The sequence below is a fragment of the Planctopirus sp. SH287 genome (assembly GCF_056500625.1).
The window spans coordinates 1,553,206-1,570,281 of record NZ_CM151403.1 but is presented as its reverse complement, the minus strand read 5'-3'; the positions used below and the strand labels follow the sequence as shown (position 1 = coordinate 1,570,281).

Annotated in this window: 9 protein-coding genes; 1 reads left to right on the top strand and 8 read right to left on the bottom strand. The window is 53.1% G+C overall.

The window, feature by feature from the left end:
- Nucleotides 1–69: 69 nt before the first annotated feature.
- From SH287x_RS05890 to SH287x_RS05855, 8 genes are all read right to left on the bottom strand, one after another.
- The gene (locus tag SH287x_RS05890) at nucleotides 70–444 is read right to left on the bottom strand and encodes an STAS domain-containing protein (RefSeq protein ID WP_479517615.1); all 375 of its coding nucleotides are present in this window, start codon (nucleotides 442–444) and stop codon (nucleotides 70–72) included.
- Between the two features lie 158 nt (nucleotides 445–602).
- Nucleotides 603–1,985 (bottom strand): tRNA (N(6)-L-threonylcarbamoyladenosine(37)-C(2))-methylthiotransferase MtaB, encoded by a 1,383-nt coding sequence (gene mtaB, locus SH287x_RS05885; RefSeq protein ID WP_479517613.1) that lies wholly within the window; start codon nucleotides 1,983–1,985, stop codon nucleotides 603–605.
- A 95-nt stretch (nucleotides 1,986–2,080) separates the two neighbouring features.
- Nucleotides 2,081–3,907: a hypothetical protein gene (locus SH287x_RS05880; RefSeq protein ID WP_479517611.1), complete on the bottom strand. Its 1,827-nt coding sequence runs from the start codon at nucleotides 3,905–3,907 to the stop codon at nucleotides 2,081–2,083.
- 277 nt (nucleotides 3,908–4,184) lie between these two features.
- A complete protein-coding gene (locus SH287x_RS05875; RefSeq protein ID WP_479517609.1) occupies nucleotides 4,185–4,661 on the bottom strand; it encodes a thioredoxin family protein in 477 nt (158 codons plus the stop codon).
- A 320-nt stretch (nucleotides 4,662–4,981) separates the two neighbouring features.
- Nucleotides 4,982–6,652, bottom strand: coding sequence for a DUF4340 domain-containing protein (locus tag SH287x_RS05870; RefSeq protein WP_479517607.1), 1,671 nt, complete (start codon nucleotides 6,650–6,652; stop codon nucleotides 4,982–4,984).
- Nucleotides 6,653–6,813: 161 nt separating this feature from the next.
- Nucleotides 6,814–9,495: a Gldg family protein gene (locus SH287x_RS05865; RefSeq protein WP_479517605.1), complete on the bottom strand. Its 2,682-nt coding sequence runs from the start codon at nucleotides 9,493–9,495 to the stop codon at nucleotides 6,814–6,816.
- Nucleotides 9,496–9,716: 221 nt separating this feature from the next.
- Complete coding sequence (locus tag SH287x_RS05860) at nucleotides 9,717–10,499, bottom strand: ABC transporter ATP-binding protein (protein ID WP_479517603.1); 783 nt, start codon at nucleotides 10,497–10,499, stop codon at nucleotides 9,717–9,719.
- Between the two features lie 277 nt (nucleotides 10,500–10,776).
- Complete coding sequence (locus SH287x_RS05855) at nucleotides 10,777–13,506, bottom strand: hypothetical protein (RefSeq protein WP_479517601.1); 2,730 nt, start codon at nucleotides 13,504–13,506, stop codon at nucleotides 10,777–10,779.
- A 570-nt stretch (nucleotides 13,507–14,076) separates the two neighbouring features.
- On the opposite strand from SH287x_RS05855, the gene topA reads away from it, so the two are divergent.
- Nucleotides 14,077–16,764 (top strand): type I DNA topoisomerase, encoded by a 2,688-nt coding sequence (gene topA / locus SH287x_RS05850; RefSeq protein ID WP_479517599.1) that lies wholly within the window; start codon nucleotides 14,077–14,079, stop codon nucleotides 16,762–16,764.
- The last annotated feature ends 312 nt before the right edge of the window (nucleotides 16,765–17,076 follow it).

Below are 17,076 nucleotides of genomic sequence, written 5' to 3'. Positions count from 1 at the left end.
CTCGTGGCAGACTTGTTCTCACGAGAAGCTAACTCGTGGCATAGCGGCATAAGCCATCAGGACGACTATTTATGTGGCTTGCAACTGCGTGACTCCGGATTGGACATCCGTCGCCATCGAAAAATAATCCTGCAAACGGCTGAGTTTCAGAACATCTGCCACTCCTCCATTGGCCGCAGCAAGAATCATCCTGCCGTCTTTACGATGAAGCCGGCGGTGAAGCGTGATTAACCGCCCCAGTGCCGCACTGGTCATGAAAGTGACACGTTCGAGGCTGACCACCAGCTTACGACAATTGAAAATCTCAATGATCGAAAGCAGTTCCTGAGACATCTGTTCCAGGTTTTCGTCTTCCGTCAGTTGTTTACAACTGATCGTAGCCACATAAACATCCCCTGCGGGATGCAGATCAAAGAAACTCGCTTGAAAGTCTTGCTGACTCATACAAACCGTCCTCGCTCATCCGCGAGCGTAATTCTCACCACGATGCTGAGCCGGGATCTTACAAATCAACCATGTGAATAATGTGAAAACAGGACGAAGACACTCGTTGGTCAACTGCGGTTCCGATGACCGCAGTATCGAGATCCACTCCCCAGATATCATTCACCAATCAGCATACCTTCTAAAGCGCCAATCACCAACGATTCTCTCAGACTCCCCAAATCTGCCGCACTTCCAGGAATGAGCGCCTGACAGTAGCGGCGATCGGTTCCAACCACATACCCCTCACGGGTGGGGTGAATTCCTTCCACCATCACTTCCGTCTGTGTGCCAATCAGTGATTCACAGAATGATTGTGAAAGCCTGGATTCCAGCTCTCTCAATTGAGCCAGGCGGGCATCAATGACATCACCATGCACACGTCCAGGCAGTGTTGCAGCGACTGTCCCTGCACGGGCACTAAAAGAAAAACCGTGTATTTTGGTAAAGCCGACTTCCTGGCACAGAGTCATGGTTTCTTCAAACTCAGCGTCGGTTTCACCCGGAAAGCCCACGATCACATCGGTGGAAAAACCCGGACGGGGTAATCGGTGCTTAAGCTGATCAATCACATGGAGAAATTTTTCCCGTGTGTAGCGTCTTCGCATCCGGTTCAGCACTGCATCGGAACCACTTTGAAGGGCCGGATGAAACTGTGGGCACAGGTGCTCGCTGGAGGCCGCACACTCAATAAATTCCGCAGGCATTTCAGCGGCTTCAATGCTGGAAAGCCGCATCCGCCAATGCCCAGGAATCTTGTCGAGCCGGTCAAGCAGGTGCCAAAGACGTATGCGAGGCTGGTTTGGTGCTCTGCGGTGCAGATCAACTCCATAATGCCCGATATGGACGCCAGTCATCACAATTTCCTGGCAACCATTTTCGATCAGTCGCCGTACTTCCTGCTCGATGACTTCAGGTTCCCGGCTGATCAGATTGGGGCGCACTTGCGGAATGATGCAATAGGTGCAACGCAGAACACAACCATCCTGAATCTTGACGTATGCCCGCTTACGACCTTCAAAACGCTCAATGCCACGAGGAAAATCGATCACCCCGTAACGCTGCAAAACGTCGGGGAGTTCTCTCCGGTCAGTCACGACGTCAAAGACCGATGGCAATTTACGAAAATCGTCAGGGGCACGTGTGGCCCCACAGCCAACCACAATGGTGCGAGTGCCGGGATTGGCCTTTGCCAGTTGCCTGACTACTTGCCGCGAGCGAGATTCTCCGTTGGCGGTCACAGTGCAGGTATTGACAAAGCACAAATCGGCAATTTCATGATCAGCCGCTTCACGGTAACCAGACTTGGCAAGAGCCTCGCGCACCTGCTGGGTTTCGTACTGATTCACTTTACACCCAAGCGTGACCAGCCGGCATGTCCGATGAGATGACTCAGTTTCGAGAGCCGCCTGAGGTGTCTGGTCGATACCTGCTGACGGGCAACAGCCTTCCTCCGAGGCAGAAGAGGGAAGAATCGCAAGTGATGGGAATGACGTTGTCATAGGGTCGCTGCATGATGAAAAAACCTGCGACCAGTTGCTGTCAGCTGGCCGCAGGTTGAATGGAAATTCAAAAAATCCACGATCCAATCGAACGACTATCGTCGTGGCCGATCATCTCGTCGTGGTGGGCGTGGCGTCCGTTCACCGACAGGAGTTTTCACCAGCAAACCAATGGCTTCTTCCCAAGTGGGAATGTCGTCATAGTTCGCGGGTGTGATGGGATCGGGCGATGTATCTTCCACAGCCTGTTGTGCAACAGGTGTTGGCCGGCGAGAAGGAGGAACTTCCAGATCACGAGGTGATCGCTCGGAATAGTTTTCATCAGTGACAGGACGCCTTGAACGACTGCGTGGTTCATCCACGAACTCATTGTCACGGTCACCGATTTCCTGAGGGACACGGGCAGGGCGGGGTGAGTCGCTGCGTGCCGCTGAGGGACGAGTTCTTTCACCGCGGGGAGGCCGCTGTCGTTCAGCACCTTCACGAACACCGGATCGTGGCTCATCGCGGCGTGGTTCATCACGACGTGGTCGCTCAGCCCGACGCGGCGATGGCTCGCGAGAAACCACATCGCGTGTCGTCAGCTCAGACTTGGGAGCATGGCTTTCTGCGATGTCTTCTTCCAATTCATCGCTATCGATACCGAACTCTTCGCCAATTGTCGATTCCCCGGTGGTTTCAGCAGGCCGTGGCCCCGAACGGCGGCGACGGCGGCGGCGGCGACGACGGGGACGATCTTCACCGTCTTCAACAGCCTCTTCGCCTTCAAATTCTTCGGCGTCTTCAGAGACGAATGCGACGTCGTCGATTTCATCCGAAGTGGACTCAAAAATGTCTCCAGCAAAATCATCAACCGGCGGGGCAGGACGCCTTGCCGGTGGGGCTGACTTAATGGGACGACGTGAGGCTGGTGCGGGACGCTCTTCGGCTGTTGCCCCTAAACCAAAGCCGAAGTCGTCAGTGCGTACTTCCTGGGATGCCGCAACGGCCCGATGCTCTGGACGTTGTTCTGGGCGGTGTTCCGGACGACGATCCTGTCCGCGTTCTCGTGGGCCACGACGGGAACGATTTTCTTCGCGGGGCTGATCAGCCCGGGCATGTTCGGGACGGGGATTTTCAGCCCGGGGACTTTCGGGGCGGGACGTACGTTCTTCTGTGGCGACAGTCCGATCACGTCCTGTCCGTTCACGGCCAGCACGTTCACGACCACCGGCATCATCGCGCCGACGTGGCCTCCCACCTTCCTGGCTGGTGCGTGCTTCCTGGCCAGAACGTGGCGAAGAAGACTTTTCTGGTGATGAAGAAGGAGCACTCACGGCTTCACGGGATCGGCCACGTGGAGCAGGAGCTTCAGCACGATCACGGGCATGCCGGGAGTGCTGGGCAACTTCTGCCTCAAGAGTCTTTAAGAGATCTTGAGGACGACCTTCACGCGAGCGACTGGGTGACTCTTCCCAGTTCCAGCTTTCCAGAGCATCCCAATAGTCGTCACCCTGTTCGGCAACGGTCATCGGGAACTGCTTCTCGACTTCCACTTCGTCATCGGCGTCATCAAAATCCGTCGAGGCAGAGACGACTTCCTGAATCTCATCATCTTCAAGTACATCGTCTTCAAGCGTATCGTCTTCCGGTTCATCGTCGAGTAGATCGCCTCCGAAGAGGTCTCCCCCAAACTCATCGGAAGCAACCGCTTGAGATCGAGAACTTGTCGCACGCGGTGTTGGTTCAACCACAGTTGGTGCGGTCATTGTCACGGGTTCATCCGCAGCTTTGGCTGCGACAGGTGCGGATTCATTCAATTCATCCGGATCTGGCAAATCCAGTTCATCATCCACACCAAATTCTATCCCGAACAGATCCGATGCCAGCTTACCCCAGGAGTCATCATCGCTCGCTAGTGGTCGTTTTGGCTTATTTGTCATGTTTGCTCGCAGTCCATTGAAAAGCCGGAAGACATCGCAGGAACGCAGTACGCTGCGCTCAAACTGGTCGCCTTTCCACGGCGTCTTCGGATCATCCCATAAGGGGCCGCGAACCGCAAACGTGATATTGTCAGGTTATGACGATTTCGTACATCTCTCAATAAGAAATTGCCCGTTTCGTGACCGGGGAATCGCTGTACCGCAAGAAAACGTTGTTATCCCGGGTCAACTCGCTTGAAGCAACGGTTGGTAACAACCATTGAGCCAGCTTTGGCGATTACGACGGTCTTGCGGCAGTGGTGTGCCGGGCCTGGAGAATTTCCGATTGGCGACGGAGCGCTGACTGGAGTATTTCTGTATACTTGTCGGCAACATAAAAACCCGTCGATCGAGCAAGAAGCTCAGCCTCGGTGTTAATAACAACGGTGGCTGGCAAGTTCTCGACTTCGAGGATTTTTGCCGCCTTATCGTCTTTATCAAAATCCAGTTTCACCGGGACGAACTCGCGAAGCACGAACTGAGCGAGTTTCTTATCGCCCAGGGTCTCTTTTTCCAGTTTATGACAGTAGCCGCACCAACTGGCGCCAAAGATGATCAATAGGGGCTTTTGCCGTGCGATGGCTTGAACATGCGCCTGTTTCAGCGATGTGTACCATTCGATTTTGAGAGGTTCTGCCGCAGAAAGCAGAGAACCCAACAGAGGCTGGCTGGCAATCGCTCCCAGCGACAAATGAAGGAATGAACGACGTTGCATGTTCTGGCCCCCGTTTTACGGGTTACCCACGCCCATTTGCGGCGGCAGCCCGTCATTCGGAACTATCGGCAGAACTGAAACGCACTCTGTTTTCGATTTTAGAACGATCAGGCCAAGTGAGGATTTGTACCCACACACTAAAACAGGCCTCATCGGCAAATACCGCCGACTTCATCATTCACTGGATCTCTGGATGAGAGGGGCTTGTTCCCCGTTTTCTCCTGTAAGCTCATCCTTCAGACGAACCACGAATCATTCACTGGATCTACAATGAACAGTGGCCAGCATCCTTGAAATATGTCTTGGTGCTCAATCGGCAGTTATTGTGGAATCTGTGGAATAGTCGGTACGGGAGGAGCGGGAAAAGCGGGATTCAATCCCGAGTTGCCTGTCGGAGGTGCTTCTTCGGTCTTGGGTTTAACCAAAGATTTTCGTCCCAGTTGCAGGGCGTCGAAGCTGTCGGCACTGATGACATAGTACCAGTCGGCAAAACGTTCATTGAGCTGTTTGACTTGACGTTCACCTTCAAGCTTGCGGTCTTCCCAGTCGCGGAGATCGTCCTTGTACTTGCGCGAGGCCTCAAGATAACGCGCCTGGGCTTCCGCAGCGGCTTGTTTCGCTGCGGTGATTTCGCCCTCATTTTTTGTCGCGTTTGCAGGGGTTGCAGCGCTCGCCGGGCCATCACTTGCGGCAGTGTTGTCGGTTGTGGACACATTTCCTTCGGGCATCACAAAAGGCTTCGGCTCAACAGGTGGTGCGGGCTGAGGGCCAAGCGCTTCGGGATTAAAATGGGCCATAACAAAGAGATAACGGTTACGACTTTTTGCCGAATCTGACTTTTTGTCAGCCTCTGCCTCTTTAGTTGCATCGCCGGGTTTCTCTCCGTCAGGTTTCTCTCCGTCAGGTTTCTCTCCGTCTGGCTGATTCGCAAAACCGAATTCGATTTCTTCCTCGGTGCCACTAAAAACATTACCAAAGCGGAGCATATAGACCACGCCCTGATCGGTGATGGCAGCGAGATCCCCTTCTTTGGAATAGATCTCCATGCCGCCATCTTCATCCTTGATGGGAAAGAAGCCGCTCATGGAAAGATCGGCCAGCGTATTGGCGTCGAGTTTAATCCCCTTGGCCACTTTGAGATCACGGCTCAACCGGGCGGGCTTCGGGCGAACGCCGACGATTTTCATATCGCCGAGGGCTTTAACGAGCTTGCCGACTTCTTCTTCATTGACCTGCTCTGTCGCAGGATTGATGTTTGCCAGAGTCCAGGGATCATTCGGGCCATCACGGTGCAACTGGTTGACATCCTTCCCAGTAATCCGGCCGCGGACTTCATCCACCGTGTATTTATCGATAGTAATCGTATCGAGTCTAGTTGGATCAAGCTTCAGAAGATCTGGCTCGATCCAGTCTGTGAAGCGAGTTGAAAGATTCATGTTCAACTTGGCGGCGTAGACATTTTTGTCGTTGGAATCCAGCGGACGAACATAAAACTGTCCGCTCCGCCCCGGCACCGCCTTGCCAACGACATACGAGGCGAGAACTTTTCCATCGCCATCTTTCAGTGTAATGCGTTGCCCACGTCCTGTGAGTTGAGTGGAGTCTTCGCTCAAAGGATCAATGACATCGAATTCGCTATATAGCGACGCCTGACGACTGATCAAATTCTCTCGTTTGATGCCTATGACAGAAGCAGCTGTTTTCGCCAGTCGATCCTTACCATCAGCCGGGTAGTTGTGCCGGGATGGAATGCGCCAGGCACCATCTTTGAAGTCCACCACGAAGACTCGCGCTTCGGCGGTGTCTTTATCGTAGGAGACAACCTCCAGGGCTTTGGCATCGTTGGGATTGGTGAAGTTCGGAAAGAACTCCTTCCCAACGACATCGTATTCCTTTGGTGGTTTCGGTGTGGCTGGCCCTGCCATCAAGGCGGCGATCAGAGCGACCACAGCCACGCCGGCAAAAATGAGAGTTCGTTGTGTTTCACGCATGGGAGAAACCTTGCTGCAATCTATGTGGATTTGCTCGTTTGCCTTGAGCCTCTTGCCGGAAGAATGCGGCAAAAGGCTGGTGGCTGGAGTCATTCAGGACACGGGAAATAACAAGTGAGTGAGAGTCGATCACACCGAATCTCTCTCAAGGTACCTGGCTTTTAATGCTTAACCGGGGTTCTTCGTGACGGACTGATGTCTTGCTGTTCGTTTCTGATCCGGAAGAGCAGGACAAACAGCCCGAGCATTGCCGGCGGGATGATCGCAAGCAGGAAGGCCATGCGGAAAAAGCTCTGCTCGACGCGACGGATCTGACGATCTGTCTCCCGCTGAATTTTCTCCAGTTTGGCCTGTTTAACTTGCTCGATGTTGCTTTCCGTCACCTGGACGCGACGGGTTTCGTTTTCCTGGGCGATCGAAAGAGCCTGCAATTTGGCAATGTCATCCAGTGAATCGTCTTTGCGAATTTTTTCCACTTCGGTTTTCAACCGTTCCTTCGCTTCATCCAGCGCGGTTTTGGCTTCTTCATTGGCCTTCTGCTGCTCATCCGAGCGTTCTTTGACGAAGCGGGATGTCTGTCGTTCCACGCCTGCCAGAGTTCGGGCTTTGGCACGACGTTTTCTTAATTCAATAAACGTCTTGTCATCTGCCAGCAAATCCACGGCATTCAAAACAAATGTGACGTTATCGAGATCCAGATTGAGCATCCGCCGCTCGCGAACAGAAAAGAACCAGTCAGCGATCAGGTCGGTATCTGCCACATAAATCACATTGATCGGTGGCCCACCCGCTTTGGTGTCTCCTTCAATCTGGCAAGCGACAATATGAGAGTACTCGTCCTTAATGCGGGGTGGGTCTTCAACGATCTGCAGACCACCGCCAAAGAAGCCGGGACGAATGAGGTCACTCCAGCCAATCAGACCGGAATCAGGGCCAGTCTGCATCAGAGGCGTGATTTTGACATTGGCTTTATCGCGTTTGCGAATGGTGCCCGAGAAGAAGAGGAGCACTTCCTGCAAGCCACTGGTAATAGGGCTGACTTCGGAAAAGGCGTTCTTGATGCCGCTCTTGGTGCTGATGGCCACAATTTCGGGTCGGACAACGTCCGAGAATTCCGGGTGCAGCACTTTGATCGTATTGTCAAAGACCACTTCATCGAAGTTCCATTGGATTCCCAGAAGGTTAACAAGGGACGTGGCTTTTCCCCCATCGGCTTTTGGCTCGCCGGGCGGGTTCATCCCCATCATGCCTCCTCCCGCACGGGGACGCGGCTGGCGTGGGGCCAGTTCCACATTCGTTGCAGGAATCGGGTCATCAAAAATCAGGGTTGGGCGGCCCTTGCGGACATAGTCCACCAGATTTCCCATCTCGGGCGTTGTCAACGAAGAGGGCAAAACAGCAATCAGCACATCGAACTTCTTGTCATCGATGGCAGAAGCTGGCGAGACAGCCTCTACGTTGTATTGCTTCTTGAGTTCCGTCACGATCCGCCATTCCGGCGAACTGCGGAAACTCTGCATATCAAAGCCGCCGGTGAGTTTGGCTTCTGTTTCCAGTATCCCGATTGTTCGGCGTTTCTTTTCTGACACCGTTTGAATCGAGCGAGTCAGCTCATATTCAATGGGAAGTGAGACATCAAAGAAGGGGATGACCACTTCATTGGCACCACTATTGATCACGGCCCCCAGGTAGACATCATCCATCTGGATGCGGCCACCACGTTCTGACTGCACTTTGCGAGCTTCAATTCCGAAGGCTTTGGCTTCTTCGGCCGCTTCACTGAATGGCTCGACATCGACAATACGAACCGAGAGTTTTCCGCGTCCTGTCTGCTCGTACTGGCTGAGCAGTCCAATCAACGACGTTCGGACAGGAGCATATTCGCGCGGGACATGCCGACTGATGAAAGCCTGAATTGTGACAGGGCGATCGGCACTCAGCGAGGTGAGCGTCTTTCGGGTGGTTTCCGAAATGGTGTAGAGCTTCTCGTTGGTGAAGTCGAAGGCAAAATTGACGTTGGCAAGCACCACGTTGACCGAGAGCAGAATCACGGCCAGAGCCAATGTTCGTACAAGGTATTGAAGCCCCATCGTCGATCCGTGACGACCGCCAGACCAATGACGGTAGCCAATGAGGACTCGGTTGATGTACAGCATCAATACGATAAACGAAACAAAGTAGACCAGCGAGGAGAAACGAACGATCCCGTTACCGAAAGGACGGAAATGGTAAGGGATTCCAAAAGCTTCCAGGGAAATCTCGTTCCCGAAAATTCCGGATAGCGGGGAAGGAATTGACAGATTCATGGCGAAGATGGCAGGCAGGCACAACACCAGGCCAATGATAAAAGCCACTGTTGCACTGCTGGTTAAATAAGAAGCCAGCATCCCGGCACTCAGCAGGGCGCATCCCGCCAGCCAGAATCCCAAATAATTCGCAGCCAGTTGCCAGAGGTCTGGACTGCCGATCATGACAAGAACCAGGCAATGGGTCAGCGAGAATAGCAACGTGACGGAATAGACACCGATTACCGCCAGGTATTTCCCTAGCAGCACCTCTGTATCAGAAACCGGCAGCGTAAAGAGCAGTTCATCCGTCCCGAGCTTGCGCTCTTCTGACCAGACACTCATTGTGATGGCGGGCACCACGAACAGCAGCAACTGAGGAAAGTAGAGATTCAGTTGTGCCAGGTTCGCCTGATTATAGGTAAAGAACTGGTCATTAAAGGCAAACCAGGCACCAGCCGCCACGAAGACGATGATGAAGAGGTAGCCAATCGCACCAGAGAAATAGCTCCAGAAATTGCGTTGGAAGACGGAGAGGACGACATGAGCACGAATCATATGGCCGAGCACCTCAACGTGGTTACTGGCAGGACAGTTCGTTCTTTGGAAATCGTACGCGAGACGTCTTTTGACGATTTCTGAAAAATGACTGCCTGAGTATTCGCGGGGTTAATAAGTTGTTGTCTGTTAAAAAAACGTTGTCATACCTAAGGCAGATAGCAATGGATTGTTGGAAAAATCCTTCGATGGCAGTGATGAAAGTTCATCCCGACTGCTCACTATTTTGAACCGCTGGTCAGTTGGCGGAAGCGTGTTTCCATGTCTGAGGTGCCCATCATTTCAGCCGTAGTTCCGTCAAAGACAACCCGCCCTTCGTTAATCAGCACGACATGAGAACAAACGGCTGTCACTTCGGTCAGAATATGCGTGGACAGGAGAATTGTCTTTGATTGCGACAGGCTAAGAATCAGCTCGCGAACATCGTGCGTCTGATTCGGATCAAGACCACTTGTCGGCTCATCAAGAATAAGCACTTGCGGATCGTGGAGCAGGGCTTGCGCCATGCCCACCCGCTGACGATAGCCCTTGGAAAGCTTCGCAATGGACTTTCGCCACACAGACGTCAGCGAACATCGCGTAGCAACATATTCCAGCCGACTCTTCAGTAAAGCTGGCGCCATTCCGCGAGTTTGCCCCGCGAACCGGAGCATTGATTCAGGCGTCATCTCCAGATAGAGCGGCCCATTTTCCGGAAGGTATCCCAGCAAAGCAGCTGCTGCCAGCCGGTCGGTTTCCATTTCATGGCCGGCCAGAAACGCCGTCCCTTCGGTGGGAGCCAGATATCCCGTCAGCATTTTCATGGTGGTGGATTTCCCGGCACCGTTGGGGCCGAGAAAAGCACAGACCTGACCTGCGGGGACAGAGAATGAAACATTTTGAGCGGCGGCAAATGAACCGTAAAACTTACTGAGTCCCCGAGCTTCAATCATCACTCGTGAACTGGATGAGTTCGGAGACAATGATGGCTGCGATCCCTCTTGACGTCCTGCGGATATCACCATGAGCGGGGTCTTTCTAGCAGACTCTGTAGAACCTTTGACAGTGCCTGATCAAACCGATGTGTCTATCAAAAACTTCCCATGCTCCCCTTATGAGGAGAAGAACTTGAAAGCTCTCAGATAGACTCCTGGAGCTAAATCGTATTCAGTTTGAGTCAGTTGTTCTCAAGATTGATGAGTTTAACATGTCTGAGAGCAGGAATTCGAGTTTGACAAGAAACGTCAGGCCCCCCCCCCGAGGATTGAAATCGAGGGGGCAACAACGCGACGGCTGAGGCTATTACTCTTCGACAAACTCCACTTCACCACCAGGGAACTGGATATCGTATTTCTGACGGAATTCTTCAAACCAGCGCCGCTGAAGCTCCATGCTTTCAGGGACGGACAGATACTGATACGTCGTCGGCAGACCAATCATTGGGCCTTCTGAAAGAAACGCCGTCTTGAGAAATTCGTTATGGAGTTCATTTAATGACTTCAGAGGAGTTTCAGGAAGACCTGCCCGATTCATGACTTCGACAAGGTAGAAAATGGAACGATCATCGTTAGGAGCCGATCCTACCTGACCGACAGAAAGATCCTGGAAAACGACCTTCATAAAATCGTTACCGGCACCAGTGACCCCTGTCACATTGGAAATTGAAGGGCGCTGATACATCTTGAAGAAAGCCATCTGAGGATCACTGGTTTCTGTCGTCATCCAGCTGAACGCAGGCGTTTCCCGCAAGGTGAGTGCCGGTGATTCCGGCTTGCCGGTGATGGTCTGATCTTTGATGATCTCAGCCAGAGGCTTTTTGCTTTCCTGAGCCTGCTTGACCAATTCCGCAACTCGCTTTTGTGCCAGCTCCCGAGCCTTATCGCGTTTCCAGGCGGCAACAACCTGATCCCGGACAGCTCCTTCAGTGAGTTCAGGGGCGCGTGCTGGCTTGCTATCAATGACCCAGTAAATGAAGTCACGGTTGACATGGCGGTCTTCTGCCAGGCGTGCCCGGAAGGGGTCGACCAGGAAAGCCGCTTCGTGCACAGCGACTGGCTGGCGCGAATTGTTCGGGTCGAGTGAAGTTTCCAAAGCCACACCGATGTGACCAGCGGTCTTGGCTCGAAGTTCCAGCTCGGAAAGCAGAGCGGTCTCTTCGTATTTCAGATGATACCGTTCGGCGATTTCCTTGACCTTCGCGGTAATTTCAGCGACCAGAGTTTCCCGCTTGGAATCATCACCCTGGGCTTTGGGGTCTTTATTACTGCTGACATCAGCCGGTGTGTAAAGTCGGAATGCCGCTTCGATTTCCGGGCTGGCTTTTCCAATGGCATTTCTCATGGCAGCAAATGCACGCTGCTTCAAGAGAATTTCTTCAATCTGTGAGCGAACGTCTTCAAACGGAAGAACCGCATCTTTTTCGATCATTGATGCAGTCCCCCCTGGGAGAACCGTGCCTGTGGGAAGGGCTGGATCAATCGTCAACGGCGTGTTGACATTGGGTTGCTCGACCAATGGAGAACTGGTGGATTCAGCGGAAGCCGGGGGCGTTGCAGCAGGAGTTTCTGTGGCTGGTGTTGTTGCTGCTGGAGTTGTTGGGACAGCCACGGGGGAATCTGGAGTTGATTCCGCAGCGGGAGGAGTTTCCTGTTCGTCACAGGAGGAAATCTCGGCAGCCTGCTCGTTGCTGGCTGTTTCCTGCTTAGGTGCAGCTTCGGCTGGGGCGGTGGAGTCTTTGGACTCGGGTGGAGTCGCTGCTGGAGTTTCAGACTTGGGAGCTTCGGCGGCTGGCTCTGGCTGAGTTACTGGCTCTGGCTGGGTGGCGGGAGCCGGTTCTTTTTTGTCAGGAGCCGGTGTTTCCGAAGGTGTTTTCGTTTCAGAAGGTGTCCCGGGAAGTTCCGGCGCTTTTTCTTGAGTAGTCTGATTAGTCGGAGTCAGTGCACTGGCTGGCTCTGATACTTTATCTCCCGTTTTATCTTCGGGAGAATGAATCAAATCATCGGGCAGCGTGCGGGCACGAAACTGTTGCTTATTTTGTTCGTAGTAGAGCTTTAACTCATCTTCGAGCGGGCGAGTCACTTCTCGTTCAAAGACTTCAAAATCGGCGGCGAGCGAACCCAAAGCGACTCGAGGAGCCTGCAGGAAGCCTGGGGTTCCATCGCTCAGAGGAGCCGTATTTTGATACTTACGGAAGAAAGCGTTGAGTTCACTTTCCGAAGGTTCTGGAATCTCGCTCAGGAATGCAGCCACCGGAAATGCCGAAACACGCAATTCTTCCTGAACGTTCAGCTTGGAAAAATCTGACCAATACTGGTCAGGCGTCGGGGTGAGCGTTGTCATGGCTCCTTGACGAGCCACGGGCGGGCGGAGCATCCGAGCAGCGAGATTGGCTGTCAGTTCTTCCCGCAGAATATTAAAGAGGCGGCTTTCATCAACCCCCAGTCGACGGATCTGCTTGCGGAAATCTTCGACACTCAGTTTTTCATCGGAAATCCGACGGATAAATCGATCAACAGCGGTGTCGTCGACCACGATTTGCAGCCGCTTGGCTTCGGCGAGGAAGATGTCTTTCATCACCAGTTCGTTGGGGTCGAGCGAGCCAAAATATCCATTCTGGAATTCAGCCGCTTCTCTTTGACGAATCGCGGGATCAACCACGGCCTGAACAAATTGTTCGGCGATGATACGACGATTCCGCAAAGCAATCAGGTCGTTGTCAGTGTAATCCCTGATCGAGGTCGTGATTTGAGGCGTCGCGCCGCTGACCGAACTGAGGCCAATAAAAGCGCAAATGGCTCCCACGGCTGCACCGCCCAAGCCATATTCGGTTCCTTTGCCACGCTGGGCGCCCACAAACCAGAGGCCACCACCGCAAATCAAAGCGACCAGGGCCACACTGAGCGTCATGGGAAGTTGACCACTTCCCATAGCCGACTGGTCAAAGAAAATAAAAGAAAACATGGCCATGCCAGTGACAGCGACCATGAGCGTCTTTTGATTCCGTCGAAATACGTCAAACGGCGATCCTGCCATGCCTGCTTCCTCTGCCTGATGTCAGTCAATTGCTTGATGCGGGTGAATTCTAGCCGTTTTAGGCCGACCTACGATTTCGAGATGCCTGTCTTCGCTGTTCTCTGTCTGAAAAGAAACTTACGGATGTCATCAATCCAAACTATTTTCCGAAATGACTTCATTTGCCCGGTCTTTGCTCAATCATCCTGGGTGAAAAGGCCTGTTGAATGATGAGCGTTGCTGCATTTCCCTTACAAATGACCAGGAACTGGGGTTGATGAAGCCACATTCTGGACATTAATCGCACATTGCCCCGCCAGTCGAACGTGAAACCCTTTGTACGTCAACCATCAGGTGAGCGCTTGACATGTGCCAGAACAATTCCTTATGCCTTGGCATTGGGAAGCCTGACCTGTGCACACCTTATCACGCCCATCGGTGGCACGCATTCTAGCCTCCCACATAACCCGCACAAGTTTCACGACCCGGACTCTTGAGGTTTCTAACCCAGTAGTCAGAATTTCCGCAAGCGATTTCAGCAAACGGACTTTGAATTATCGTCGGCTCCTTTAACCAGGTCAGGTATTTTCCGTGGCAGCGAAGCAACACAAAGCCCTCGTGATCGTCGAATCGCCTGCCAAGGCCCGCAAAATTGGCGAATATCTGGGGAAGGATTACATCGTGATGGCCAGCATGGGTCATGTGCGTGATCTTCCTTCCGGTGCAGCGGAGGTGCCTCTCGAGCTGAAAAAAGAGAGTTGGGCCACGCTGGGTGTGAACATTGACCAGCGGTTTGAGCCTCTCTATGTGGTTCCGAAAGAAAAGAAAAAAACCGTCAAGGAACTCAAAGACGCATTAAAAACCTGTGCTGAACTCATTCTGGCAACCGACGAAGACCGCGAAGGGGAAAGCATTGGCTGGCATCTGATGCAGTTGCTGGAACCCAAAGTTCCTGTCAAGCGGATGGTGTTTTCAGAAATCACCAAAGACGCCATCAAGAAAGCCATTGCCAATACGCGAGAACTCGACCAAAACCTGGTGGAAGCTCAGGAAACGCGGCGCGTGGTTGATCGGCTCTATGGTTACCGGTTAAGCCCTCTCCTGTGGAAAAAAGTGGCGCCACGCCTTTCGGCCGGTCGCGTGCAATCAGTGGCAGTGCGCGTGCTCGTTCGTCGTGAGCTTGAGCGACTCGCGTTTCGCAAAGGATCTTATTGGGATCTCAAAGCCGCCCTGACGACGGCTTCCGCGGCGACCTTTGAAGCCAACCTTCATGCTGTTGGCGGCAAACGGGTGGCTCAGGGACGCGATTTCGACGAAAAAACCGGCAAGCTCAAGACCGACGCCGATGTCCTGTTGCTGGGAGAGGATCAATCACGCGCATTGCAGGAAAAGCTGCGATCCACCAGGGAATGGCTGGTTTCCAATGTGGAAACTCGACTTCAAACGCGCAAACCCTACCCACCGTTCACAACAAGTACACTCCAGCAAGAGGCCAACCGGAAGCTGAGCCTCTCGGCCCGCGAGACGATGCAGGTCGCCCAGCGGCTCTATGAAAACGGTTACATCACCTACATGCGTACCGACAGCGTCAGTTTGTCGCAGGAAGCGATTTCCGCTTCTCGATCCTGTGTAACCACACGCTACGGGAAGGACTATCTCCATTCGGAAGTTCGGCAATTTACCACGAAGGCCAAATCGGCCCAGGAGGCTCACGAAGCCATTCGCCCGGCTGGAACTGAAATGAAAACCGCCGAAGAACTGGGACTGAATGGGCGAGAAGGGGCCCTCTATGCCATGATCTGGAAGCGCACGGTCGCCACCCAGATGGCAGAAGCTCAATTGCGATTCCAGACGGTCTCGTTAACAGCTCAGGAAGCCGAATTCCGGGCAACGGGACGACATGTGGAGTTTGCGGGCTTTTTCCGAGCCTACGTTGAAGGGAATGATGATCCCGAAGGAGCACTGGAAGACAGCGAAGCCGCACTTCCACCTCTGGATAAGAATCAGACGGTAAATTGCAAGGATGTCATGGCAGTGGCCCATGAAACCAAGCCCCCCGCCCGATTCACGGAAGCGACACTGGTCAAGACTCTGGAAGAAGAAGGGATTGGCCGCCCCAGTACTTATGCCTCGATCATTGGGACAGTCCAGGATCGTGGATATGTCCGTAAGCAGGGAAACCAACTGATTCCCACGTTTACTGCAATGGCCGTGACAAAACTCCTGGAGAAAAACTTTTCCCGACTGGTTGACCTGCAATTTACGGCTCGAATGGAGCAGGATCTCGACGATATTGCCAACGGGCAAGCCGAGCGACTGCCTTACCTGAAACTGTTCTACTCAGGCGATTCAGGTCTGGATGAACAGGTCAAACAGAACGAAGCGGGGATTGATCCTCGTGAAGCCTGCACGCTGGATATTGATGGCGTGACGGCCAAAGTTCGCCTGGGCAAGTTTGGTGCGTTTTTTGAAGGGGAAAAAGACGGACAACCAGTCACGGCCACCATCCCTGACGATGTGGCTCCCGCCGATCTTTCTAACGAGCTGGCGGAAAAGCTGATCCTGCAAAAGAGTCAAGGGCCGCAATCGCTGGGAACAGATCCGGACAGTGGCTTGCCAATCTATCTGTTAATTGGCCCGTTTGGCCCGTATCTGCAATTGGGAGAAATGAAAGACGGCGTGAAGCCCCGCCGCGTCTCGATCCCTAAAACTCGTGACGTTTCTACGGTTCAACTGGCTGATGCCCTCGATTATCTCCAATTGCCGAAGACTTTGGGGCAGCATCCCGAAACGGGGAAGGTCGTCAAGGCTGGCATCGGCATGTACGGGCCTTACGTCCAGCATGAAAAGACCTATAAGTCGTTAGATAAAACTGACGACATCCTCAAGATGACCATGGAACGTGCTCTGGAACTTCTGTCCCAGGCAAAAGTCCGGGTTCCCGTTGTCCCGCTCAAAGATCTGGGTGTGCATCCGGTTGATGGCGAACCGGTTCAAGTCTTTGAAGGACGGTACGGCCCTTATGTGAAGCATGGAAAAGTCAACGCCACGATCCCCAAGGATCGGGAACTTGACTCGGTCTCTTTAGAAGAGGCTGTCCAACTGCTGGATGAACGGGCGGCGAAGGGCGGGGGGACAGGTGGCCGTCGCGGTAAGAAAGCGACTAAGAAAGCCGCTGTGAAAAAGGTGGCCACTCCTGCTGCGGACGCTGCTCCCAAAAAGAAAGCGGCTGCCAAGAAGAAGACGGCGAAAAAGTCAACGAAAAAGACTGCCAGCTGAAAAAGCTGTTCGCAAACAGAAAGCTTTTTCCGCTGACTCAAGTGATGCTAACTCATGTGATTCCATCAGGTTAATCACATGAGTTGCGCCATTTTACAGGTAGGCGAAGTCGTTGATTTCCAAATTGCCGCCTGTAGAAATTTTGCGATGTGAAAAGCCCTCCGTGCTTGTGGCCTATTCACTGAAAATCAACAAATAACATTGCATGCGTCATCTCAGGAGTTTCCAACACCCGCCACGACATTCCAACATTTTGTGAAATGTCGTATTGTCCAAATCCCCGTCATCCGATAAGTTCAGTATCCAGTGAAC